The following is a 25,404-nucleotide window of genomic DNA, read 5'->3' on the forward strand; positions in this document are numbered from 1 at the left end:
TCCATTTTCATTTATGGCAATTGTATCGCTCTGCGATGAACAAGCTTTGTCATGCCATCCACCTGTTCAACAACGAACAAGTCTGCCCTTACGGTGATCGTTCCATCTTCTCCACGTATTAAATGAATCTCAACCGTTGCATCCGTCTCGCATGGCATCTGTGCCAACAGATCCTCAACGGCTAACGCTGTCATTGGAATTAGAATGCGATCTTCCCCAAAAAGAATCTCAAGATTTCTTGCCGAATCGTTAAGCTTTGCCAATACATCACAAAGTGGCATACGAAGTCGGACTTCAGACTCCTTCGTTCTCAATGGTGCCAAATAATCAATTGCACCGCTTTCATCTATATCTTTTTGGAACAATCCATATCCACCATCACAAAAAACAGCTGTGGTTTTTCCACCGAAAGAGCGTTCACGAATCAATCGATTTGGAGACCCTGTGGAAGACTTCTTATCCCATTCAACTTTATAATAACCGTTCTTTATTCCGCTTGGTTCAAAAGACTGCGTGACAGAAACAATGGTTTCACTGCCCTTGGAATCAAAGTACAAGACCTGACCCGGTAAATCCACAGATTCCTGAATCGAACCATCCATATCCACTCTGTGGATCTCTGTCTGTTTTTCTCTACCTGGCACCCCAGTAATGTGGAATCCATTTCCTGTATATTCCATCCCAATAAGCATGTATCCATCAAATGCTTTATCTAAGGCAATCGTCTCTTCGAGTTCCAGAGTATACTGTACTTTCCCCTCAAAGTCTGGGGGCATCTGCACCTTTGCTAATGATGTCTTGATTATAATCCAGCTTTTTGACTCTCCTTCTTCAATACTCACAAGAAGATAAAGCTCATTTTCCAACTGACCAAAATCAACACCAGCTAAACTTCCGTTCTCAATATTTAAAGACGCTAAAACACCCTCATATGAAACGATTCCCATCTTGTTGAATTCCGCAGGAGATTCGCCTTCCTCATAGGTTAATGCAGCCAATAGTATATTTTCTTCACCATCAAATCCCCGTATCATATTGACCATGGTTCTGCCCTTGCTCTCCACATCAAACCAAAATGCCGGCATTCTTTTATAAGTGGTCGTACTCAAAAAATCTGCCGATATCTCCATGACCCGATCTTCAGCTAGGGTATAGATATTTCCCTTGATGTCCTCAATCAAAAAATTGGTAAATAAGGGGATACGAGGCGATTGATCAATCAACCAACGCTTTTCTATACTTTTTCCCGCCACTGGATTACCTTGTTCATCCACCTTCAATACTTTCATTTGTAAACCGTCTAATCCCCCTGCGGTTTGAATTACTACATTCCCATCGGACAGATACTTCACATCTCCTGGAAAAAAATCACCTACATAAAATTCACTGACTCGCTCGTCCAACGCTGTAGGAACAGGTTCCTCCTCTGGTTTACTCATCGAAAATCCAATCCCGCTTCCAAAAAAAATACAGATGATTAATAGACCTAGCCCTAGTCTCTTCATGCCATTCTCCTCTTCCATTTTCTTTTATTATATCAATAATTTAACAGGGCTAGTCTTACTCTTTCTTACAATTTCCGTTATTACAAAAAACCCTTCTGCATTCTCTTTTTCTAATCTACAGGTTCTCACTTTGCCTTTGAATACACTGCGCATCGGCATTTCATTTGTCACTTGTATCACTTGATGAGCTAGCAAATCTGACTATCGAAGATGTAATAACTCCATAACTTTTAACATACATATTCCAATAAAACAAAAAGTCCCGTGCAAATGCACAGGGACTTTTTATACGCCAAGGGTATTTCATTTACATACCCACGATTCTATTTATTGCCCTTCATACAAGTCAGAATTCAAGAAAAACCCACCCATCACAAACTCTAGTCCTTTTTTCCTTGTTTCTCCTTGATCACTTTTAAAGAATCATCCGCCAGATCGGTATCGTAAACAAGGATATCAAGGTTGACATAACAACCATCTCCATACCTAAAATATAATCGCCCTCATACTTTGCAGCCAAAATTGGGGTTGTCGTAGCTGCCGGCATAGCCGCCATAACAACCGCGATCCCGGTGACAAGGGGATCCAAATGCAAGAAGGATCCAATCCCGTACATAATACCTGGAATCACAATAACGCGAATAATAGAGTAACGCAGAACAAGTCCGCTAAATATGCTTTTCAAATCCTTAACTTCCCCAATCATGACTCCAATCAATATCATAGCGACTGGTGTTGTACACTTACCGACCATGGCAATGGTTTTACCGACCGGCTCAACAAAGCGAAGCCCCAGAACCAGCATGCCCAAGCCTATATATGCAGCGACCAGACATGGATGGACCGCCACCTTCTTGATCCCTGCCACAACATCCTTTTCCTTTGTGAAAAACGACAAGCCAACCGTCCAAAGGGCAATTCGAATAGGCACAATATAAATGGATGCGTACATAAGACCCAGGCTGCCATAAAAGCTTTCAGCAACAGGCATGCCAACAAATCCGCCATTGGATATTAGGGTACCAAATCTCAGCGCTGCTTTTTGCTTATGGTCGCGTTTTGCGAATACAAATGCACCGATCGCATAACTGATCACCATGGAAAGAGTAGACAAGCCGAGCAATACGCCAAACGTTTTAACCACTTCACTGTCAAAACTCACCTGAAAGGAATTGATGATGCTGGCCGGCAAAAAAAGTCCAATCACCAAATCTGTCAGCACCCTTTTATCCTCGCTTCTTACAATATTCAACCGATTTACTGCTATGCCGATGACAATCAGCATAAACAAGATCCCTTGCATAATCCATATTTTCTGCAATTCCATAAAGTCCTCTTTCCCTCAACCTTTGTTCTCATTATCATCAAGCAAATACTGCAATTTTACAGGTCAGCATTCATTCATTCTCACATCATACTTCATGGGCAAATCAACCATGCATACTTGTTATGCAAAGATTATAATAGAAGAATTTTACCATTTGCCAATTGGCTTGTCAATTACTGACCCACAATGCCTAAACCATAGATTTAAAGCTGTTTCCAGCCTATACTGATCAGAATTATTACCGCAATTTACATCAATCAAGCGATATAAAAAGCAGCCCGAAGGCTGCCTCAATTCATACTTTATCCTGTTTTTCCTACTCCATGATCGCCAAAATTTTCTTAATGATCAATTCGCTAGCCTCTTCCACCGAATATCGACTTGTATCGATGGTGATCTGTGGGTTCTTTGGTGGCTCGTAAGGACTCGACACCCCTGTGAAATTTGGAATTTCACCACTTCGGGCCTTTTTATACAGACCTTTTATATCTCTTTTTTCACATTCTTCAAGAGGTGTGTTCACATACACTTCAATAAAATCCTTTCCAACAATATCTCTCGCATTTTCGCGGTCTCGCTCGTAAGGTGAAATAAAGGAGGCAATGGCGATCAAACCCGCTTCATTCATCAAATTCGCCACCTCTGCAATCCGTCGAATATTTTCTACACGGTCTACTTCTTTGAAACCAAGATTTTTATTGAGTCCATGGCGGACATTATCACCATCAAGCAACATGGTATGTTTGCCTAAGGCCAGCAATCGCTTTTCGACTTCATTGGCTAAGGTGGACTTGCCCGAGCCCGATAAGCCCGTAAACCAAATGGTAAATGGCTTTTGTCCCTTTTGTTTGGCTCTCAATTCTCGTGTCACTTCGGAATCTTGCCAAACCACATTGGTTGACCGTCGAAGAGCGTGATTGATTGTTCCGCAGGCCGAAGTCATATTTGTCACCCGATCGATGAGAATCAAGCCGCCCATACTTTCATTGTTGTCAAATTTATCAAAAACGATCTTTTCAGACAAGGAAATATCGCAAGTTGCCATTTCATTTTTGAACAATTGATCGACTTGAATATGCTTTCCCGTATTGATATCGATCTTATTTTTTAAACTCATAACCATTCCGGGTACGATTTTGGTTCCAATTTTAATTAAATAATTTCGGCCAGGAACCAACTCAGTATCATCCATCCATAAAAGAGTTGTTGTCAGCATGTCAGCCATTTCCAACTTGCCCTCTTTCGAAAGGACGCAACCGCGTGATACATCCACTTCCCGGTCCAATTGTATGGTGACTGGCTGCCCCTGTACCGCTAAGTCCCTTTCTTGATCAGTCACCAAAATACTTTTCACCTTGGCTTTTTCATGGCTAGGCAAGGTGACGATCTCATCTCCAACCGCAATTGTGCCGGCTTCGATTTGTCCCTGAAAACCTCGAAATGCATGGCTTGGTCGGCATACCCGTTGAACCGGCATGACAAAAGCCTGACTACCCGCCTCTTTTTGTACATCGATTTGCTCTAAATAGGACAATAACGGCAAGCCTTCATACCAAGGTGTCTGGGCAGAGTTTTTTGTAATATTATCTCCCGCGGTTGCCGATACGGGAATCACCTGAATGCTTTTCAAGTCATAGTCAGCAACAAATCGGTTAAATTCTCTTTTAATTTCATCAAAGCGATGCTGGTCGTAACGAATTAAGTCCATCTTATTGACAGCAAGAACAAGATGTTTAATACCCATCAAGGCACAAATTCTAGCATGACGCTTGGTCTGCATTAAAACACCTTGGGTCGCATCAATTAAAATAATAGCCAAGTCGGCAAAGGATGCCCCCACTGCCATATTACGGGTATATTGTTCGTGGCCAGGCGTATCCGCAACAATAAAAGAACGGTGGTCTGTGGTAAAGTATCGATAGGCGACATCAATGGTAATCCCCTGTTCCCGCTCTGCCATCAAGCCATCTAAGAGAAGAGAATAATCAATTTCTCCCCCGCGGCTTCCAACCTTGCTATCCAACTCCAAAGCTCTTTTTTGGTCGGCAAACAGCAACTTGGCATCATATAGCATATGTCCAATCAGCGTTGATTTTCCATCGTCAACGCTGCCACAGGTAATGAATTTCAGTAAACTCTTCATCCTAGAAATACCCCTCTCGTTTGCGCCTTTCCATACTTGCTGCCGCTTCCTGGTCAATCACTCGACTCGTTCGCTCCGATGAAATCGCCCCTAGGGTTTCCTTAATGATGGCATCTAACGAATCTGCCTCCGATTCAGCTCCTCCAGTTAAGGGATAACATCCCAGGGTGCGAAAACGCACTTTCAAGTTCTCAATTCTTTCACCTGGCATTAGTTTCAATCGGTCATCATCCACCAGAATAATATTCCCTTCTCGAACAACAACCGGCCTTTCTTTTGCAAAGTAGAGGGGGACGATATCAATTTTCTCTCGTTGAATATACTGCCAAATGTCTTTTTCCGTCCAATTGGAAATGGGGAATACACGCATGCTCTCCCCTTTATTGATTTGGGTGTTAAAGAGTTTCCACATTTCAGGTCGTTGATTCTTAGGATCCCAAGCATGTTTGCTGTTTCGGAAAGAAAAAATCCGTTCCTTAGCCCGCGACTTCTCTTCATCCCGTCGCCCACCACCAAAAGCCGCCGTAAATTCATATTTATCCAAAGCGGCTTTCAAGGCTTCTGTTTTCATGATATCGGTATAAGCAGGACCGTGATCAAATGGATTAATCCCGTCTTTAACGCCTTGCAGATTGGTGTAAACCAGCATTTCAATGCCTAGCTCCTCTGCTTTTTTATCCCGAAAGTCAATCATTTCTTTAAATTTCCACGTCGTGTCGATATGCATAAAGGGAAAGGGTGGTTTTTCTGGATAAAAGGCCTTCAAGGCCAAATGTAGCATAACAGAAGAGTCTTTACCTACACTGTACAACATCACAGGTTTCTCACATTCTGCTGCCACTTCTCGAATAATGTAGATTGCTTCCGCTTCCAACTGATCCAAGTGTGTTAATTCATTTTTCATCTCTTCCCCTCCTCTTCAGACCCAAATGTTTTCTCTTTGATTCACCACATAGAAGCCTTTCTCATTCAAAGTATTTTCCCTGTTATATAGCATTTCAGAGCCATCCATTTGCCTAAATATGCCGCCCGCTTCTTCAACAATGCATTGCATGGCTGCCGTATCCCACTCACAGGTTAAACCAAACCGATAGTAGACATCCGCTTGGCCTTCTGCCACCCTGCAACCCTTTAAAGAAGAGCCGGCAACAATAGATTCTTTAATCAAATCACGGTGGTCTGCAATCAAATTTTCTTCCTTTTCAGAGGAATGGGACTTGCTCCCAATCCAGGTCAGTTGACTGACTTTTTTAGAAACCCTCAGCTCTTCCACAAGACCTGAATCCACTTGCTCCCGATAAGTACCCTCGCCCTTGACCGAATAATATAGCTGTTTGCTAACAGGTACATAGATCACACCAACTATGGGTTTTCCTTGATAGACAAGAGCGATATTCACAGTAAACTCGCCATTTCGATTAACAAACTCTTTGGTTCCATCCAAGGGGTCCACAATAAAACAATAGGCATTTTCCATGCGGCTCTTATCATCAGCCACTTCTTCCGAAAGAATTGCATAATTAGGATAATATTTTTCCAATCCGTCAACAATAATTCCATTTGCTTCTTGGTCCGCCAATGTTAACGGTGACTGATCCCCTTTATAGGCCACATCAAAATCCGTTTGGTAGATCTTCATAATGGCTTGGCCTGCTTCAATTGCGAGCTCTTTCAAGTGATTAATCTCGAATTCTTTCATCCTGTCCTACGTCCTTTCCCGCTCCAATATCTCTGAGTTTTCATTAAACTTCTGCTTCATCAAAAAAGATACTCTTTAAGATCTCCAGCATTTCGTCAAGACCTATGTTTCTTATCCCTAAATTCTTTAAGTCTGGTTTATCGTCATTAATGAGTTCTAGAAATTGAATAATATCATTCTGAATTTCTTTCGCTGTCTCAATCCTAGTTGAAGGTGCTACATTCGCCAAAAGCCTAAAAATATCATTTTTATGCTTCTTTATATTCTTGGAATCAATCTGTTCACCAGCTTCTTTTCTTTCTCTCATATCCAGCCAAGCCTTGATTTTAAATAGGATTACAGTTTCAATTTCAATGAGTGAAAAACCATCCACTATACATTTCCCTTTTACTAATGTTTCGTAATAGACGTCATTTAATAGAATTGCAGAAAGACTAGCAATGCTATCATCGATGTGAATTGGTGTTAGCCCAGAAGTGAATTTCAATTCCAAGTTGTTTGGCTGCCTGCTAAAAAGCTCAATCATCTTAGGGAAAGACGGGTCCATTGGTTCAATAAACCGATAAAATTGATTGCCACCAGCGCTTCTTTCACGCTGCTTATAGCCACCATCTTCAATGAATTTCCAAAAAACATCTCCAAAATATACATCAAGAGCTTCAATGATGAGTACCATGTCCAAATCCTTTGTTGCTCGAAATGGAACACCTAATTCATCCATAAGAATGTCACAAGCCGTCCCTCCGATTAGAACATATTGATTTGTATGGTTTCCAAAATATTCTTTGAATTTTACTAATCCATGTACCATGGTTCACCCCGCAAGACCTCTTCCAACGCCTGCTCAACCCTCTCATCCGCTTCTTCTTTCAAAGATGCATATAAAGACAGTAAATCCACATACCGGTTATTAGAAAACAATTTCGGATCATAACCCCATAACTGAATCTCAATTAGTTGTGTATCTTTGATTACATCTCTGTTTTTAACAGTTTCAAACTTTTGCTCATCGAATTGATTTTTATCCAGCGCAAATACTAGATGATCTGGTGAATTAATCATCGATAATCCAGCCAGAGCTTCTAACCCAGCTGTCAAAAGGCCCTGCGGTTTCGTCTTTGTATAAACTGTTTTTTTCACCGGAGATTTCATGTAATCTCGTCCCTTGAGAAAATAATCCGGGTCTGGGATCCTCTTATATTCTTTACTCCGCCCTGTCTTACCACCAATTTTATAGGTAATAAGATGAGCATGGTATAGATCATTCAAAGCTCTAGAAGCTGTCATTGTAGTAAATCCCAACTTCTCCGCAAACTCAGTCACATTCACGACATCGTACTTATGATACAAGAAATATAAGTAAGCAACCTGTGCCGATATGGTAAAATCCTTCTCTTCTTTATCAGCATGCTCTTGTGCTTTCTTCAAATCAAGACCCAAAAACGGCAAATACATTTGTCCATCTTCAATCACAAATGGAATATGATTTTGAATGAGGCTTTTTCTTCTATATCTTGTAATTTCTTTATAGAATAATACAATTTGACGATTTGTGTATTTCTCAATCTGTTTAATATGCTTTTGAAGTCCATCAATTCCAGGCGGCTCACTGACTGCTTCGATAATAATACATTGCGTTGTAAGAATCGTCATGACATAAAAATTGTAACTACTTCTCAAAAATATTGGCATTTTTTTCTTTTCAATCCAAGGCTTTATTGTTATTCCCTCGTCGATATTCTCTTTCAAGTAAGATTCCACTATCATAGCCAAGTCAACTACCTCCAAATATAACATTCATTAATTTAAATATATCATCGTTAATGTTATATTACAAATTTTTCTGTTATATTGCACATTGAACAACCTATCCTACATCATTTCCCCGGTCCAATTCGCATGTGATCTGATTGTTTTCAACAATAATCTCTCCATTGTTTTGAATATGTATCACATGATCTGCCCCATCAATGGTGCTTTGCCTGTGAGCAATCGATATAATGGTGATTCTATCTTTTAAGGTCTGAATGGTTTCTTGAATATTTCGCTCATTCTCATTGTCCAAAGCACTGGTCGCTTCATCGAGTATTAAAACACTTGGGTGACTGGCTAGCGCTCTTGCTAAAACGATTCTTTGCTTTTCACCACCTGATAGCCGAACCCCTTTATTGCCCATTAAAGTATCCAATCCATGGGGCAGTTTTCCGACAAATTCTAGGGCTTGTGCTTTTTCTAAAGCCATATAGATTTCCTCGTCCGTCACACCAGGATTAAAACGGGTAATATTCTCCCGAATTGATTTATTTAAGATAATGGGGTCTTGTGGCATATAGCCAATCGACTTTCGCCAGGCACGAATATTGTTTTCATTCAAAGCAAGACCATCGACAAGAATCTCTCCTTCAACAGGAATCAAGAGACCCATTAAGAGATTCACAATGGTACTCTTACCTATGCCCGATTTGCCTTTCAAAGCTGTGATTTCATTGGCCTTAATGGAGAAATTGATGTCGTTGATCACCCTTTCAGAAGAATTCAAATAGGTAAAAGTGACATGGTTAAATGTAATTTTTTCCTTCAAAGCAATTGTAATTTCTTCAAAATCAGTCTCCTTAATCGAAGATTTTAAATTACTTAAGGTTCTTTCCAAGTTTTCAAAGGAAGGCGCACAAGATACCAAGGTTTGAATTTGGTTGTGGAATTTTTTGAAAACCGGCCAGATTTTAGCAAAGATATATACGATCAAGATCAGGTTCATCATATCGATTTCTAAAACGACATTCGAAATATAAATCAATAAAGCAACGATGATTGTAGAACTGGTCGAATAAATTAAAGAGGGTAAGGATGACATCTCCACCTTCTTTATGTTAGCAGCTTGGTACTCACCCAAAACTTCATCTAGAATCTCTTTGTGGTAATTTTCTACACCATAACTTTTTATTTCTTTAACGCTATTCAGTTGGCTTCTGATCTCGTGTAAATAGCTCCGATTGGCAAGACGCATACGCTCCCCATTTTTCTTGGCAATGGCAAAAAAGTTCTTTAAAGCAAAGAACAGGATGCTTCCGACAATGAGAATTAAGATCGTGAGCGGGACATTGATAGCGAATGCAATAGCGATTTGCGTAATGGATGTCAGCACAACCGAAATCAAACTCGTGAACGTTGTTATTGCATTGCTTGTTTTTAAAATCTCACTGGTAAAGGAATTCAATAAATCATCGTGTTTTTGTGCAGAGAAAAGTTCCCAATTCGAATCAATTACAGCATCGTAAACTCTTTGTCTCATTTCTTTGATGTATTTTTGAACAAATTTTGTATTGTATATTTTTATAAATCGAGTCAATAACGCTTTTGATATCATCAGCACAACAAAAACCGAAAGAATAACAAGCAGTCGCATTGAATAAGACATCCCATCGAAAATATGTACAGCAAAAGAAAATACACCTAGATTAGAATCTCCGCCAATTTCCATCAACTCTAGTATTGGAATCAATATCACGATATTGATTCCAGAGATCAATGAATTAACAACTGACAAGAATATGATAAAGATCATTTCCTTTTTAAACTTTTTAAATGTACGATTAATCATTTTAAACATAGGTCGCCCCTCAATTTTTCACCCGTTCAGCTATGCATTTTATTATCTTTTCAAACCCTACTTGCTTAGAATCGGCATAAGCAAAAAACAGATCCATGAATTGCTACACACCCCTTCGATCCAAGGTCTTTAAAAAATTTTTATCCGTTATTTCGGGATACGTATTTTCACACCATTTAACAAGCGAAGCAAATGTCGATCGGCTCTTTCTATCCATCCGCCAACTTCTTGATCGGTCCACAAAGACTCGATACACGAGATGTTTTTTAGCTGGTCCAATAGTTTCATACAAATCCATCATTTCTCGCATAAAAACATCCTCAAATACAACAGGAACATCCGCCTCTTTTTTCTTATAATCCATATAGTCAATTCCAAATTCATGCTTCAGCCAAGTTCCTTCTTTTTTCATCTGGGGATAAAACAATCTTAGAATTTTTTTATCCAAAGTATAGCGATCACTACCCGATATACTTCTAAATCGCTTATTGAATTTCCGTAAAGCCTTCTCGTCCCTATAACCAACAAGATCTAATTTGGCAGTTTTCTCATTGATCCAAAAAACCATTTTTGTCGCTCGATTCGACATTGATTCATTTTTTCTTTCAATTTTAAAATCGCCAATATCCTCTTCTTCCACACCAATCTGTTCTAGAAAAAAACCAACCGGTCCCAGTTTATGTTGAAGAGAGTCTTCAAAAGTGAAGAGCTTTAGATTTTCAGCACCATATACCAATCGTAAATGTCTTATGGCTTTTCTGAAGAATTCCCCTTTTCTGTACATATAAAGTAATACTTTTTTCTCGGATTTCCCACCAATGGCTGTTTGCTGGGTATTGGAGTTCATAAAAGATCGATAATTTCGAATCACAAAGATTACCCGAATTTCGCAATTGGGCACCAGCAACTCTAGTAATTCTCTCGTTCGAGCCATATTTCGACGTATTAGGTGATGTAAATCTTCACCGGAAAAAATATAATTCTGTCCATTGAAGTCCTTCAATTCTGTAATCATAGTATCTAATATCTCACGATTATACTCTTCAACACTTTTTTCACCAAATATTTTTTTAAATCGACCTTTTAACTCGCTCTTATTATCAAAGCATAAATACTTAAACGACCTGGATTTATTTGCACCCCAAGCCTTGGGAAACAAATACCCATCCCCATATTTTTTCAATCGTTCACGATTTGAAACTAAGCTGCATTGTATACTAGTGGACGCTGTCTTATTTGCCCCCACATGCAAATATACAATGGGTCTTTTTTGATTTTCATCATCCCCAAATGTCTTCATAAGTCGTGTGTATTGATCCCCAATTATTTTGTCATTGGGCTTCCTACTTTTAGCCATAGTCAAAAACCAATAGGCGGCTTCTCTTTCATTGTAACGCTCACAAAACGACGCCAACTCTCGGAGCAGTTCAAAATCTTCAACCGCTTTTGATATCCGTAGTTTCCTTTGAAAAGCCACTAAAATTTCATTAGCTTTGTTTTCACTTGTAAATGATTGCTCAACAAACAAGGCATTCATGTATCTATTTCGAATGGAGCCTTCGTCTTCTTCAACTTCAACTCCCTGTTTTTCTTTATAGTCTGCCAATTTTTTTCTTATTGTCGGACCTTCAGGTCGATTAATTTGTGCCAGATTCATAAATCGATATGCTGAATGATTCAAGTCCAAATCCGCACATACGAGTGCAATCTCTCGATAAATATCAGCGGCTGCAATTGATTGATGTGGCTTTAAAGTCTTTTTAAATCTGACAATTGCACCCACTTGTTTTTCACCCTCAAGGCCATATTTTTCGACAATTTCATTGACGATTTTTGTTTTTACTTCTCTTTCAAGTCCATTTGGTACTCGAATCGGCACAAGTTCATCAAAAATTGCTTTTCCTCCATAAAATTCATCTACAAATTTCTTCATCTTATTTGCAAGCAAGTTCTGATTCTCTTTCCGCTGCTCATTTGAAAAAAAGATGGCTTTTGGACCCTTTTGCAAGTCGGCATGATGCAACACATAATCCTTAATCTCTAAAAACATTTTATCAGACAGTTGATATTTATTAATCTCGTTCATCACTTCGATCATGAATTTATTGGCTGATACATTCGAGGCTTCTTTTTTTGGCAAGAGATAGTCTATCTTTTCCATGCCACAAACATCAATAAAGGACCCTATTAATTTATGGGCATTAAAATCATAACTCATCGGCCTAATCTTACAGTCCGGAATGGCAGTCTGATAAAAACTAGCATAATCGTAGTATTCCTTCCCTGCGTGATCCATAAACCATCGTTCTGGTGAACCACTATATTTACTTGTCTTCCACATGACACAAAATGCATAGGCTGATTCAGATTGCCGGTCAGGTCTTCTGCAGTACATCAACACCTCAACTTGCTCGAAAAATTCATTAAAAATCTTTACATGACTCAAATCATCTTTACTAACTTCGCAGAAGTCCTCGTCAGAAATAATCACAGTCTCGCATGATTCACTCTTTGCATGTTCCACAATCTCCTTCAAATAGGCTCTAGTTTTATTTTCATCTTGCTTTAAGATTGAATACCGCAATTCTGCTGGCTTGTGTTCCTCACAAAACAGAAAAGCAGGCATATAAAAACCCTGTTTATTGAGTGCTTGTCGATTCTCATAAATAAATGTCTGTATGGCTGTCGTTCCTGTCTTATGAACACCAATATGCAATATCAGTTTTTTACATTTCATCTATTTGTTCTCCATTTTATGTTTATTTAGCCAATCCTACTCCGAATTCTTCAGCCTCATCACTCACGATCAGTAACGATGCCTTTCCCATATGCGTTTTAAATATCGCTTCAGTCTTACAATAAAACCCGATGTTTTCTTTATCTTTAGGTGATACTTCTTTACGATACCAGTAATAATCATTTCTTTGGTTTCCTCATCAAGCCCCTTAGGCACTTGGATCGGCTTGTATGCTTCAAAAAGTGGCTGTCCATCATGAAATTCATCAATGAATTTCTTGGTGATTTCTTCAATTCGACTTTGATTCAAACTCCGTTGCTCCTCAGAAAAAAAGATGGCGACTGGTCCCCTTTGCAATTTTTCATGGTTCACAACATCGCCTTTCACTTGAAGAAATACCCGATCTGACATAGCAAACTGATTGATATCATTCATGACTTCCACCATATACTTGTTGGCTGAGATATTGGACTCTTCCTTTTTTGGCAAAATATAGGGTCCGTCTTGCATGCCACAACTCTCAACAAAACTAGGAATCAATCGATTTACATTTAAATCGTAACTCATTACCTTGATCTCGCAAGCCGGTATTGCCTGTTTATAAAACATGGCATGCCGATAATACTCATTTCCAGGGTTATCCCGGTACCATTCCTCTGGCGATTTATTATATTGGGTCGCCTCCCACATCACACAAAAGGCATATCCCGATTCCGATTGACGATCCGGTCTTCTACAATACATCAATACTTCAATCTGCTCAAAAAATTCACTGAAAATTTTAACATTACTCAGGTCATACTCATTCGTTTTAGAATAGTCTTCATCCGAAATAACCACGGTATCACAGAAATTTTCTTTTGCATGAGCAACAATATCACGTAAATAGACCCGGGTCTTATTTTTCCTCTTTTTTATGATTGATGATCGTAATACTGTCGCTTTCGGTTTACTTCCATACAAAAAAACAGGCAGATAGAAGCCCTGTCTTTGAAGTACCTCTCTATTTTCATACAGAAAGGTCTGTATCGCTGTCGTCCCTGTTTTATGCACGCCAATATGTAGAATAAGCTTATTTATTTTCGTCACTGGCCTCTCCACCTTCATCTTTTCCTTTTACTAGCAATCGCTCAAATACCGTAATAAGCTTATATACTCTTTGATTGGAACCAAATCGAATATATAACTTTTCAAAAAGTGTCTCTTGGTCAAAGAACAAGAAAAACAGAGTTTTTGCCACAGTCGATCTATTTTGCAAGAAAGGATAATAACCAAATCCACGGCTGCCGACGTCCACCTTACCGCTCATAATATCAGCTTTGGAAAGACTCACTTGCATCCAATAATTAAATACACTGATCTCTTCATATCCCTTGTTTTTTTCAAAGTAAAGACTACAATAATCAAATAAACCGATGTCCTTGAATTTTGAATGCTTCAATAAATACTCAAAAGGATAAGACATGGACTGGTGGTTGACCTGCATATCCATTACATCCTTGCCATAAATGCCAGACATTCGATTTGTAAAATCCAAGACACCTTGATGCATAAGGTCCTTGATTAATTTCTCACTATAATAATTGAAGTGTTTATCATCCAAGCTGCCCAATAAATAGGCCACAATTGTAGGGAAGCTCTTATTCAAGAAAAGATGCAAGGAATCTGACTGATCGCCTTTATCTTCCCTGTCCCCATAGACATATAGCTTGTTGGTTGACATCTCTTGTAAGCGAGGGCCGCTTTTTATCGCTAGCAATGCAGATTCCAGCAATTTTTCTTGGTCGACGTCCCCTACCTGCAAGTGACTGAATTCAACCTCTTTGCTGGTTTTTTCATGACTTGTCAGGCTTAAATATTGATCAAAAACTGCTTTCATCAAGTGATTGGACTTATCAAAATAAATTTCCTTGTATGGTTCTTTGTCAATGGCCCATCGAGTTACCGTCATAACAAACATAGCCAGTGGAAGTAAACCTATCAAATAAGCATCCCGATTAAAATCCGTTTTTCCATCAAAAGGACGAAATGGATTGTCAAAATACAGATTGGCTGCATTCAACACACATGCTTGATTGAGGATATTACTAAAAAAAGATTCTTCAATCTGCTTCGATTTTTTCAAATAGTCAAACAGCTCACATTTATTACGTAAGACACTCATTGATTTGGGATAAGCCATTCGAATGAGATGATTTTCATAAACTGGCTTTTCTTCCTTTTCGGTTGACTGCAAATAAACCATGACTGACTCATCATGGTTGAAAAACCGATAATCTTGATCAAAACAAATGAAGTGATAGCCCTCATATCCGTTTTCGTGCAGAATCTCCTTCACAATCGTCTCGCTCATATATGGTTCAAGCTCAATGATGATCTGCTTGCCCAAGTAAAGAGCTAAATCAAAAAGTTGTTTTACACTCTTCCTTTTTGAATAGAGTTGCTTAAGCAAAATAATTTCTTCATGCTTTAAGCGCTCACATAAGCTAGCATCCGTTTCCAAATTATTCATTGCATAATAAATCTCATCGATGGACAGGGTGACCTCCCCGCCCTCGAATGATTTTCGTAGAGCCATATATGCCTCAACAGATTCCGCCGGGCATTGTTTCTTGTAGGATTGCTTTAAAAGCCAAAGGAAAGCCTCGTCATCGATCACATTTTTGTGAAATAGAATTTCATCGAAAGGAAATACTACCGAGTCGGTCGCCTTGCTGACAATCTGCTCAATCGTTTCCTCATAAGCAGGATTAAAGACAGCTAACTGACTATAGATAAAAGAACGATCCACACCATAGGTCAAGCTTCTTGCTCCCTCTCGCTCATGATCAGGAAAAGTCGTAAGCTTCGCTTCCTTTAATAAAATTGCCCGGCACTCTTTTTTCTTCCTCTTACTGAACATGGCTCGGCTAATACTCGACTTCCAATATAATACAAAGACTTCCTTGAATCTTGCAAACTTGTCTTGAACGCCTGCATAGCCAGGATATTCAAAGATAAAGTCTTCTACAAAGTCCATCACCCTGCACATGTCCTTTATATTCTTGATGTATTTTGCCTGGCTGGTGCTCCTACTTGTCGACGATGTGGCTGACTGCAAATAGAAATTGCTATAATAATCTACACAGGTGACTCGGTCTGCCATCCCCAATAGAACACTGCAAAAGGCAACATCCTCCGCCATAATGGTATGTTCCGTAATTCTGTCAAAATAGGGTCTAGCCTGATCAAACAATTCTTTTGAAAATATTTTATTCCACACCGCATACCAAAAAAAGGTATACCCCTCTTGCTCAAGATACCTTTCTACAATTTGACGGCCCTCTAATTTTTCAAAGAAGGGCTCATTATACGTATGGGTTTCCAGCCTGCCGTCCGCTTCCCACTCAATCACGATATTCCCAAAAACAATATCCGACTGAGTAGATTCAGCCTTATCGATCATGGATCGATAGGCATCCACGGCAAGATAGTCATCACTATCTAAAAATGCGATATAGTCACCACTTGCGCAATCGAATCCCGCTAAGCGTGCATGAAACAGTCCCCCGTTTTTTTCCAGCTTCACGCATTTAATCTGCTCATGCTTGTCCATATAGGCATCGATAATCGTTTGCGAATCATCCGGTGAGCAATCATTGACTATGATTATTTCGATATTCCTATAGGATTGATTCAAGACAGAATTGATACATTTTTTCAAATACTTTTCTGTTCCGTATACCGGAATAATGACTGAAATTTTTTTCTCCATTCGCCCACCCAACATAGATTTATTCCATAATTTGTTTCTTTATTCCATTAAAGAAGTTGATTTGTCTCGTTTGTTTTCTCATGCGTTTTAAGGCATATAAACAATTCGCTAGAAAATTTAAACCAAAAATTCCTTTTGCTAGACCGAATGCCTTAAACAAATAATGATCTTCATCCTTGCTGAAACAATCTTGGATCTTTGCAGCGCTTTTGTTGCCAACTGAAAGTCTGGAATAAAAAGATAAGTTCATGCACCATTCAATAAAAAGCAATTTTTTTAATATCACTCTCTTTTCAATATCCTCAATTTCATCAACCACGTGTTTGGTCTGATATATATTCTGATCCAGATCAACAATTCTTTTGGTCGACAATACATTCATAATGCTGTCGGACCTTGTATTGTCATAAACATAGACAAATCGATCGATCCATGCTATTTCTTCCACCTTCAAAAAAAGTTTAGTCATCCACTCAACGTCTTCACAGAGTACTCCCGGTCGAAAGAAAAGCTTCTCCTCCATGATCAATTGTCGCCGGATAATCATTTTCCATACATTGGTGATGGGGTTGCGGTAATTCTTCAAATAGTCTTTGGTCGATATCACAGAAAGCGATACCGCCTTATTTTCTTTCAAGGAAACTTTGTCCATTTCATCTTGGGTTACATGCTTAAAAGCATAGCAAGCCTCTTGGCTTCTCATCAAATGCTCCACTAAGTCTGATAAAACACCATCCACCAAAAAATCATCCCCATCAACAAAATATACATATTTGCCCACAGCTTTTTCAATCCCATAATTCCTAGCAGAAGATAAGCCACCGTTTTCTTTTTGGTATATTTCAATATTCTCATAGCCCCTACACAAGTCTAAAATGGTCTCTATTCCAGCATCTTTACTTCCATCATCAACAATAATAATCTGCACCCGATCATCCATCTGATCTACCATACTTTTAATACATCGAAAAATATAATCTTTGATATTGTACACAGGAACTATAATTGATAATTCAAACATCATCGATCCCCTTAGTCAGAATTTTCCATTAATTTATGGCGGATTTTTACGATTTTTAGCATTTTTTCTTTCTCCATTTCATTTAAAATAAACTTACGATTATTTATACACTTAATGTTTATTGTTGTTTCGATTGAGTAGGGCGTGCAAATATACCCTTGAAAACTTTCTTGTCGCTCGAAATGCATAGTTTATAAAATAGAAAATGCGACAAGCTAAAGAGAGTTCTTCATTTTGACGATAAATAAAATACCGATTATAAGCAGCTTTAAATTTGTTGTAGGATCTGCCTTTATCATGGATTCTATATTTTACCAAGGGCTGTAAAATGCCTTTGCCAACATATCCTTGTTTCAGTACTTGAAGCCAAAAGAAAAAATCTTCATTGAGCATATTTTCTTTCATTTTGTTGGTTTTAGCAATCTGATTAGATATGACTGCCGTTGAGCAGCCAATATAGTTTTCTTTTAAGAGTGATTGATACGTCACCTGGGATTTGGTCCGATAGGTAAAGTGCAAATCATTGGAATCTGCATCAATGTAGGCATAGGAAGAATAACACAAATCAATGTCGCCATCTTTTAAGACTTGATATTGCTGATCCAATTTGTTTTCTAGCCACACGTCATCACTATCAAGAATAGCAACAAATCTACCGCTAGCCAATGAAAATGCCCGATTTCTCGAATAGCCTACTCCACGATTTCTTTCATTTTTATACATTTTCCAAGCTTCTTTTCCTGCAATGTACTCCTTGATAAGATCCGGCGTTGAATCCAATGAACAATCTTCAATAATGATAACCTGATAATCATTAAAACTTTGCGCATCTATGCTTTCCAAGGTCTCTAGGATATATTTCTCACAATTATAGGCGGTTACAATAACTGAAAACATTTTTTCTCTTGCATTCACCTTCATATCCATCTATAAAATTCTCCTTAAATTTGCTATTGATGAGCATAGCTCTTAATAAACGACTCCGAAAATATCAGAAATCTACCATTAATTTTCATTTTATCATAATAAAAATATTTGGAAAAGGAACGTTTTTTTGCCGATTCGATTTTCAAGAATTATCTCTCAATTTCTTTCCATCTGTTATACTAATGTTATTCTAATTAAAGCTGAACCCATATTAATGATACCCAAAAATAACCAGATCCACTAAGAGGAGACACATATGGCTTTGAATAACAAAATTTTTATATTAGGCGTTGGATGTCAAAAGGGAGGGACGAGTTGGTTAAACCATTATTTACGACTTCATCCTTCTTCACAATTAGGCATCATGAAAGAGTACCATGTTTTTGATGCGCTTTATGTGCCTGAATGCAGCAATTGGTATCTCAATGCTGTGAAAAATGCAAAAACAGATAGAAATTCAAAACTTCGTGCTCGCTTTATTGAAGACAGTCAAGCCTATTTTGATTATTTTACCCATCTACTGGAAAAAAGCGGCAAACAATTCACAGCTGACATTACGCCCTCTTATGCAGCCCTTCCGGAACATGCACTCCATGCCATTAAAGATGGCTTTGAGAAAAGGGGCGTCACAGTGAAAGTCGTCTTCTTAATGCGAGATCCTTTTGAACGGGTTTTCTCTTATTGTCGAAAAGATATTCGAAATAGAAAACTCAGCTACAAAGAGAATCCATATTTAGAACAGGAATCCTTGCTGAAGCATTTTGCAACACGTGGGTGTGAATTTAGAACGCAGTATGAAATAACCATAAAAAAACTTGAAAATGTTTTTGACTCAAAGGATATCTTCTATGGTTTTTATGAAACTTTGTTTACAGATGAAAGCATAAAACGATTAACGGATTTTCTGGGAGTAGATTTTTCAAAAGGCAACTATATGGAAAAAGTAAATGAGGGCCAAGCCCCGCAAAAATTCGACACCCTGGCCTATGAAAAAATTATATCCAACCACTATAGAGATACCTATCTCTTTCTTTATGATCGATTCGGTGAAAGTTTCATCAAGAATATCTGGAAATCGGCAAGGCATATTTCGAAGCTTTAAGCATTCACCTCGAGTCGCCTTGATCTCCCCTTTTCTCTATAGTCTTATCATTGGACTTTGCAACTTTCAACATCCGGAAGTTGCAAATCCCTTCCCCAAGCCGCATCTGTTTCGGGCAAAATAACATCATCAAAGCCACTTTCTGGATACAAGGTTAACTCACCAAAATAAATTTTTCCCTTTTCACAATACAAATCTACGCGAACAAAAGCAAAGCCTTTGGCCATGGTCTCAGCAAGAGCAAACATTTCATCTAACTTTTCCGGCTTTGGTAAAGTAAAACCCTCTGGTGCATTCCACCCCTCCACTAAACAAGGCAAGTATTTCCACTGTCGATCAAAAAAATAGTATTGTGTTTGTCCTTTGAGTCGATCTGTACAAATCATAACGTTCTTTGCCTTCCCATTAAAACAATGAAACTTATAGTCATTCGGTAAACCGCCTGACTCGCTTTCAATCAAATCTTCGCAAATAATTCGTGGCTTGATGTTTTTGTAAGGCCATTCTCTGCCCGAATAATAATAATTTTTAGCCAACTGCTTGTCCATTTTTTTTCCTATCTTGTCCCAATCTAAGCGCCCTTTGTCTTGGCAAACGACAACGCCACCTGAATCATGAGTACACTTAAGAACAAAGCGATTGGGTAATTTACTGAAGTCAATCTCTTGGAAGGTCGGCCATACGCCCAATAAAGGAATCAAATACTCTTCTCCGATCAGTGCTTTAACGTGTTTTCTCACTTCATACTTATCCACCAGCTCTACATACTTGGCTTTTCTGTCATATAATTTCAGCCATTGAATCTTCTCGTTAAAGGTTTTCGGCTGCTTGATGTCCAGCTTTCTTCGCATGATCATGCGAAACTTGAATTTCAGATACCTTTCATCAGAAATATTCTTACACACCCAATAAACAAAAAATGACTTGAATGATTTTATTGGATCCACTTCAATATTAAATAATTTCTTCAATTTTTTGTACATATAGGTCCCCTCGCTCTATTTTACAAGAGCCTTTGACCCTCGCTATTATCATCTCTTTGATGGTAATCTCGATACCATTCAACAAATTTTCTTAACCCTTCTTCGATACTTGTTTGCGGCTTAAAGCCAATCGCATCTTCCAAATCTGCCACATCTGCATAAGTTCTCAAGACATCGCCAGGCTGCATCTCCATGTAGATCTTCTCAGCATCTTTACCCAATGCCAATTCCAAAGCCCTGATAAAGCTTTCCAACTTAACCGGCTGGTTATTCCCAATATTATAAATCTTATAGGGTGCTGTGCTTTCACTCAGTAAGCCAGACTCCTCGTCCCAATCAGCATTAACTTGAGGCGGCAGGTCAAGTAAGCGGACAATCCCTTCAATAATATCATCTATATAGGTGAAATCCCGTTCCATTTTGCCAAAGTTAAACACCTTAATTGCTTGCCCCTTTAAGATCCGCTGCGTAAAGGAGTAATAGGCCATATCTGGTCGGCCCCAGGGACCATATACCGTAAAGAATCGCAAGCCTGTGGTTGGAATCCCATACAAATGACTATAGCTATGAGCCATCAATTCATTGGCCTTCTTGGTGGCTGCATAGAGAGAAACCGGATGATCCACCTGGTGTTCCGTAGAAAATGGAACCACCCTATTCCCACCATACACCGAACTGGAAGACGCATAGACCAGGTGTTTCACCGGGTAATGACGACAAGCCTCCAAGATATTGACAAAGCCAATCAAATTCGAGTCCACGTAAGCATAGGGATTTTCAATGGAATACCGCACACCCGCTTGTGCTGCAAGATTCACAACAAGCGCGGGCTTGTGACTGTCAAACAAACAGTCAATGCCTTCCTTGTCTTTCAAATCCAAGCGAAAGAAGGAGAATTTCTCATACTGCTTCAAGCACTCCACCCGCGCTTTCTTCAACTGCGGATCATAGTAGTCATTCAGATTATCGATCCCAATTACCTCTGCTCCATCCGCAAGTAAGCGCTTTGCCAAATGGTAGCCGATAAAGCCAGCTGCACCCGTAACTAATACCTTTTGATTCTCTCCACTGCTCATTGTTTACCTGCTTTCTTTTTACCTTAAAAAACCGTACCCATACATGCATAGCAAACTTATGAGATCCCCTTTGCATGATGATAGGCTTTTAACATGTAATTATGCAGTTGTGGGTGGAGTAAAAACAATTGCACCCGCAACTTTTCTAAAGCAGTTTCTTGAAGCCCTACCACCGACTTTCGCTTGCTAAAAATAATACGCTTAAGTGTTTGTGCTTCATCTACCATCCCCACCTTTACACATCGATAATAAAAATCCATGGCTAATTTGTAATAGGCTTTCTCTGCCTCCTCAGCCAATCGTGGATTTTGATGATGATTCAAGAACCTCATTCGCTCTTCAAAGGCTTCAAGCTTATGAAAATCCTTGGGACTAAAGGCACCACTTGTAATACTATTCTCATTTGTATGTATATGGTTGTATTTGCAAGTCTCTAATAGAACGACCTGATCCGTCTTCAGCAAAGCCCGATATTGAAAATAGTAGTCTTCATGTATTTTTCCTGCTTGAAATCGAATGTCGGTAATCACTTCATGCCGGAACAATTTATTCCAAACAGAAGGGCTGTATTGCTTGTTCTGCATATGCATGTATAGAGCCTCTTCATTGGACAAGACCCTGCTGCTTTCATTCCTTACCTTCTCAATACGATCATGATAAATGCTCTTTATGCCGCATTGAACAATATCAATCCCCGCCTGTTCAAACTCAACTAACAGCGTCTGATACATATCTTCATCGACCCAGTCATCGCTGTCTACAAATCCAACAAATTCTCCCTTTGCAATTTCAAGTCCCCTATTCCTGGCACAGCTTAATCCTTGATTGTTTTGATGAATCACAATTATACGCTCATCCAAGGCTTGATATGTATCGCAAATCATGCCACTGCGATCACGCGAACCATCGTCGACTAAAATAACTTCAAGATCTTTAATCGTTTGTGCCAAAATAGACTCGATACACTTTTCCAAATATTGCTCTACGTTATAAACTGGCACAATTACACTGATTTTCACTTGCATCCCTAACTCCTTTTCCACTTAATCCTTGTGTTTACAACCTATTCTTGATTTTACTTTCAAATAAGCTACAAATATTTGAGTATAGTCATCCACGATAAGGTCCTCGAATCAAATTTGAGGTCACTCGTACACAAGCCCCTCATGATTTTCAATCACTGCAAGCCATTCTTTGTAGATATCTTCTACACTTAACTCTTTTGCTCGTACCAAAGATGCTTCTTTCAGTTTTTCTTGTAACATCTTATTTGTCAGAATATCAATCATCGCCTCTGCCAAGCCTTCCTCTTCCTTTGTCAAAACATCCTCTGCCTCATATCTGGTCCCATCACACAGCGGAACCAATATCCCAAATTCAGCGATCTCAACTTCCTTGCAGACCCTATCCAAACAACTCGTCGGCGCCAAAATTTCCCTAGGCCCAGACTTACAGTCCGATGCAATCACTGGCAGTCCACACGCCATGGCTTCACATAAGGCATTGGGAAAACCTTCGAACATAGAAGGAAACACAAAAGCACTAGCCTTACACAAAAACCGAAAGGGATTTCGTTGAAAACCAAGCAGATGGACAGATTCTTCAAGTCCCAACCCCATAGCCAATTCTTGCAAATAGGTGTTTAAGCCACCATCACCCAGAATCACCAATTGTGCATCTTTCACCTCTTCCTTAACCCTTTTAAATGCTCTTATCAAGTGCCATTGTGCCTTTTGCGTGGTCAAACGGCCTGCGTTGATCAAAACAGGGTGCAAAAAAATGTCTTCATACTCTGATTCAAGCGGCATGGACCCAAGCTTTTGAATCGCTGAAACATCATATGCATTATAAATCGACCTGACTTTTTCCGCTCGAATAGCAAAATTCTCGATCAAATCTTTTTTTATGATTTCAGATACCGCTACGACCAAATCGGCTCGATTATACCATTTTTTCATCAATTGTTTTTGCAAAGAAACATAAAAGCCACCCACGCTCAAGGTCTTGAATATGCGTACCGAAACGATAATGCGGTCATCCGCGCGAGACAGTATGTTTACGACATTGGGTCCCTCCATAAAACTGATGGTTGCATGAATTTGGTGGGTCTTTTTTATTTGTTTGAGCCTTCGAACCCGATCAAGCAACTTCCACAATTTCTTCACTGGGTTAGCTGTTGGCTCAGAATGCAAATTGATCAGGCTTCCTCCATGATGATAATCCGGATTGGATCCATCGTATACCACCATATAGACCTCATAGTCTTTGGCCAAGGTGTATGACAAATTAGATGCCACTCGCTCAGCGCCACCATTACGTAAATTTGGTATAAGAATTGCAACTCGTTTCTTCATTCCGCCTTCACTGCTTGCCATCATTTTCTTTCCCTTCAATCCATTCCTTCATCAATTGCTCACAAGCCAATTCCTGTACCCAGAAGCGACCTGGCTCGAAATGAAATTTTCCATCCCTATAGCGATATACACCTGGCACACCATTCTCCATGGCAGTAATCGATGTCATTGTTTGCACAAAAATCGAAATTTCTATAATTAAATATTGACCAGAAAGCTCATCATACAAAAAATCAACCGCTATCATTTCTCTCGCATGTAAAGAGCGTTTGGTCTGCCGTGCCAATTCCAATGCAGCAAGTGGTAATTGGCTTTTTTCAACCTTCCCTGTACCCGAGGCGCGAAAATCACCTTCATTGGCATGACGGTAATAGCCAAAATAATTGTCACCCATATTAATAATCCGCAGGTCCACACCCTTACTTTCCACCATCCGCTGAAAATAAACATAGTCCTTCTGCTTCAAGTAGGACCAATAGGTTGACTTTCCTCTAGCAAAAACCTGTTTACACAGATGCCTCGCGGCTCGTTTACTGCTTATCTGTTTCACCCCAAGAGAGCCGGACCCAATACTAATTTTAGAAACAAAGGGGTATTCGCAATGCTCAACATAGGCCAATGCCTCCGCTCGATTATGGCTAATAAAGGTTTCAATCACAGGCAGCCCCTTCTCTTTTAGCAAGTAATACTGCCTTTCCTTATTCTCGTACCACCATACATGATTGCTAGAAGGGAAACAAAGCATACCCCGCTCTTCCAAAAGCCGAATCTTTGTTTCGGCCTCCCATTGGCTGGAAGGCGTATTTAGTGTACGCCATAGTAAAAGATCAAAGCCCTTGGCTTCTTCCATAAAGTTGGAACTGTAGATATCAAGAAAACCATAGGGAATTTTATTATTCTTCAGAAAGCGTTCAAATTTTGGCCAATACATATATACTTCAAACGACTCGCCTAGTTCTTTAACCAAAGCAACACGCGGCTTCTTCATTCCTTGGGGCCAATCCATCAAAAGATCTGGCGCAGTCATAAGCAGTTTTCTTTCCGTCTCAACCGTATGTCTTTGTTTCTCGATAAACCGCCGATAAAAGACTTCAACAAAGGGGAGCTTGCGAACGGCATACCGAAACTGTTTGTAAAACAATTGATTCATTCTGAACGCTCCTCTC

The 25,404-nt window shown here is 39.2% G+C and carries 19 protein-coding genes; 1 reads left to right on the forward strand and 18 read right to left on the reverse strand.

The window, feature by feature from the left end; all coding sequences use genetic code 11:
* Window positions 1-11 precede the first annotated feature (11 nt).
* The 13 genes from AC25CA_RS14645 to AC25CA_RS14705 form a co-directional block, all read right to left on the reverse strand.
* Window positions 12-1,505, reverse strand: coding sequence for a hypothetical protein (locus AC25CA_RS14645; protein ID WP_486814577.1), 1,494 nt, complete (start codon window positions 1,503-1,505; stop codon window positions 12-14).
* 415 nt (window positions 1,506-1,920) lie between these two features.
* On the reverse strand, window positions 1,921-2,832 hold the full coding sequence (locus tag AC25CA_RS14650; protein ID WP_486814578.1) for an AEC family transporter: 912 nt from the start codon (window positions 2,830-2,832) through the stop codon (window positions 1,921-1,923).
* 316 nt (window positions 2,833-3,148) lie between these two features.
* Window positions 3,149-4,975 (reverse strand): adenylyl-sulfate kinase, encoded by a 1,827-nt coding sequence (cysC, locus tag AC25CA_RS14655; protein ID WP_486814579.1) that lies wholly within the window; start codon window positions 4,973-4,975, stop codon window positions 3,149-3,151.
* 1 nt (window position 4,976) lies between these two features.
* Entirely contained in the window at window positions 4,977-5,879 is a 903-nt protein-coding gene (gene cysD / locus AC25CA_RS14660; RefSeq protein ID WP_486814580.1) for a sulfate adenylyltransferase subunit CysD, read from the reverse strand.
* A gap of 15 nt (window positions 5,880-5,894) precedes the next feature.
* The gene (gene cysQ, locus AC25CA_RS14665; RefSeq protein WP_486814581.1) at window positions 5,895-6,674 is read right to left on the reverse strand and encodes a 3'(2'),5'-bisphosphate nucleotidase CysQ; all 780 of its coding nucleotides are present in this window, start codon (window positions 6,672-6,674) and stop codon (window positions 5,895-5,897) included.
* Window positions 6,675-6,717: 43 nt separating this feature from the next.
* Window positions 6,718-7,485 (reverse strand): hypothetical protein, encoded by a 768-nt coding sequence (locus AC25CA_RS14670; RefSeq protein WP_486814582.1) that lies wholly within the window; start codon window positions 7,483-7,485, stop codon window positions 6,718-6,720.
* Window positions 7,470-8,447, reverse strand: coding sequence for a hypothetical protein (locus AC25CA_RS14675; protein WP_486814583.1), 978 nt, complete (start codon window positions 8,445-8,447; stop codon window positions 7,470-7,472). Before AC25CA_RS14675 ends, AC25CA_RS14670 begins: the two co-directional genes overlap by 16 nt.
* Window positions 8,448-8,541: 94 nt before the next feature.
* Complete coding sequence (locus tag AC25CA_RS14680) at window positions 8,542-10,284, reverse strand: ABC transporter ATP-binding protein (protein WP_486814584.1); 1,743 nt, start codon at window positions 10,282-10,284, stop codon at window positions 8,542-8,544.
* 103 nt (window positions 10,285-10,387) lie between these two features.
* Window positions 10,388-13,021: a hypothetical protein gene (locus AC25CA_RS14685; RefSeq protein ID WP_486814585.1), complete on the reverse strand. Its 2,634-nt coding sequence runs from the start codon at window positions 13,019-13,021 to the stop codon at window positions 10,388-10,390.
* 69 nt (window positions 13,022-13,090) lie between these two features.
* Window positions 13,091-14,110 carry a hypothetical protein gene (locus AC25CA_RS14690; protein ID WP_486814586.1) on the reverse strand — a complete coding sequence of 340 codons (1,020 nt, stop codon included), beginning with the start codon at window positions 14,108-14,110 and terminating at the stop codon, window positions 13,091-13,093.
* On the reverse strand, window positions 14,094-16,775 hold the full coding sequence (locus AC25CA_RS14695) for a glycosyltransferase family 2 protein (protein WP_486814587.1): 2,682 nt from the start codon (window positions 16,773-16,775) through the stop codon (window positions 14,094-14,096). Before AC25CA_RS14695 ends, AC25CA_RS14690 begins: the two co-directional genes overlap by 17 nt.
* A 19-nt stretch (window positions 16,776-16,794) precedes the next feature.
* Window positions 16,795-17,799, reverse strand: a complete 1,005-nt coding sequence (locus AC25CA_RS14700) for a glycosyltransferase (RefSeq protein ID WP_486814588.1) — start codon at window positions 17,797-17,799, stop codon at window positions 16,795-16,797.
* Between the two features lie 108 nt (window positions 17,800-17,907).
* Window positions 17,908-18,723: a glycosyltransferase family 2 protein gene (locus tag AC25CA_RS14705; protein ID WP_486814589.1), complete on the reverse strand. Its 816-nt coding sequence runs from the start codon at window positions 18,721-18,723 to the stop codon at window positions 17,908-17,910.
* A gap of 256 nt (window positions 18,724-18,979) precedes the next feature.
* Here AC25CA_RS14705 and AC25CA_RS14710 point away from each other — a divergent pair, with 256 nt between their 5' ends.
* On the forward strand, window positions 18,980-19,825 hold the full coding sequence (locus tag AC25CA_RS14710; RefSeq protein WP_486814590.1) for a sulfotransferase domain-containing protein: 846 nt from the start codon (window positions 18,980-18,982) through the stop codon (window positions 19,823-19,825).
* 47 nt (window positions 19,826-19,872) lie between these two features.
* On the opposite strand, the gene AC25CA_RS14715 is transcribed toward AC25CA_RS14710, so the two are convergent.
* The 5 genes from AC25CA_RS14715 to AC25CA_RS14735 form a co-directional block, all read right to left on the reverse strand.
* Window positions 19,873-20,808: an ATP-grasp fold amidoligase family protein gene (locus AC25CA_RS14715; protein ID WP_486814591.1), complete on the reverse strand. Its 936-nt coding sequence runs from the start codon at window positions 20,806-20,808 to the stop codon at window positions 19,873-19,875.
* A gap of 20 nt (window positions 20,809-20,828) precedes the next feature.
* The gene (locus AC25CA_RS14720) at window positions 20,829-21,884 is read right to left on the reverse strand and encodes an NAD-dependent epimerase (protein WP_486814592.1); all 1,056 of its coding nucleotides are present in this window, start codon (window positions 21,882-21,884) and stop codon (window positions 20,829-20,831) included.
* Window positions 21,885-21,940: 56 nt separating this feature from the next.
* The gene (locus AC25CA_RS14725) at window positions 21,941-22,909 is read right to left on the reverse strand and encodes a glycosyltransferase (RefSeq protein WP_486814593.1); all 969 of its coding nucleotides are present in this window, start codon (window positions 22,907-22,909) and stop codon (window positions 21,941-21,943) included.
* A 120-nt stretch (window positions 22,910-23,029) separates the two neighbouring features.
* Window positions 23,030-24,262, reverse strand: a complete 1,233-nt coding sequence (locus AC25CA_RS14730; protein ID WP_486814594.1) for a glycosyltransferase — start codon at window positions 24,260-24,262, stop codon at window positions 23,030-23,032.
* Window positions 24,246-25,388, reverse strand: coding sequence for an ATP-grasp domain-containing protein (locus tag AC25CA_RS14735; protein WP_486814595.1), 1,143 nt, complete (start codon window positions 25,386-25,388; stop codon window positions 24,246-24,248). Before AC25CA_RS14735 ends, AC25CA_RS14730 begins: the two co-directional genes overlap by 17 nt.
* Between the last annotated feature and the right edge of the window lie 16 nt (window positions 25,389-25,404).

This window comes from Gottschalkiaceae bacterium SANA (assembly GCA_036323355.1).
GTDB lineage: Bacteria > Bacillota > Clostridia > Tissierellales > GPF-1 > GPF-1.

Coding starts and splice junctions, on each gene's coding strand:
- AC25CA_RS14645 (WP_486814577.1), bottom strand. CDS start 1,505: ATGAAGAGACTAGGGCTAGGTCTATTAATCATCTGTATTTTTTTTGGA.
- AC25CA_RS14650 (WP_486814578.1), bottom strand. CDS start 2,832: ATGGAATTGCAGAAAATATGGATTATGCAAGGGATCTTGTTTATGCTG.
- cysC (WP_486814579.1), bottom strand. CDS start 4,975: ATGAAGAGTTTACTGAAATTCATTACCTGTGGCAGCGTTGACGATGGA.
- cysD (WP_486814580.1), bottom strand. CDS start 5,879: ATGAAAAATGAATTAACACACTTGGATCAGTTGGAAGCGGAAGCAATC.
- cysQ (WP_486814581.1), bottom strand. CDS start 6,674: ATGAAAGAATTCGAGATTAATCACTTGAAAGAGCTCGCAATTGAAGCA.
- AC25CA_RS14670 (WP_486814582.1), bottom strand. CDS start 7,485: ATGGTACATGGATTAGTAAAATTCAAAGAATATTTTGGAAACCATACA.
- AC25CA_RS14680 (WP_486814584.1), bottom strand. CDS start 10,284: ATGTTTAAAATGATTAATCGTACATTTAAAAAGTTTAAAAAGGAAATG.
- AC25CA_RS14685 (WP_486814585.1), bottom strand. CDS start 13,021: ATGAAATGTAAAAAACTGATATTGCATATTGGTGTTCATAAGACAGGA.
- AC25CA_RS14695 (WP_486814587.1), bottom strand. CDS start 16,775: ATGGAGAAAAAAATTTCAGTCATTATTCCGGTATACGGAACAGAAAAG.
- AC25CA_RS14700 (WP_486814588.1), bottom strand. CDS start 17,799: ATGATGTTTGAATTATCAATTATAGTTCCTGTGTACAATATCAAAGAT.
- AC25CA_RS14705 (WP_486814589.1), bottom strand. CDS start 18,723: ATGGATATGAAGGTGAATGCAAGAGAAAAAATGTTTTCAGTTATTGTA.
- AC25CA_RS14710 (WP_486814590.1), top strand. CDS start 18,980: ATGGCTTTGAATAACAAAATTTTTATATTAGGCGTTGGATGTCAAAAG.
- AC25CA_RS14715 (WP_486814591.1), bottom strand. CDS start 20,808: ATGTACAAAAAATTGAAGAAATTATTTAATATTGAAGTGGATCCAATA.
- AC25CA_RS14720 (WP_486814592.1), bottom strand. CDS start 21,884: ATGAGCAGTGGAGAGAATCAAAAGGTATTAGTTACGGGTGCAGCTGGC.
- AC25CA_RS14725 (WP_486814593.1), bottom strand. CDS start 22,909: ATGCAAGTGAAAATCAGTGTAATTGTGCCAGTTTATAACGTAGAGCAA.
- AC25CA_RS14730 (WP_486814594.1), bottom strand. CDS start 24,262: ATGATGGCAAGCAGTGAAGGCGGAATGAAGAAACGAGTTGCAATTCTT.
- AC25CA_RS14735 (WP_486814595.1), bottom strand. CDS start 25,388: ATGAATCAATTGTTTTACAAACAGTTTCGGTATGCCGTTCGCAAGCTC.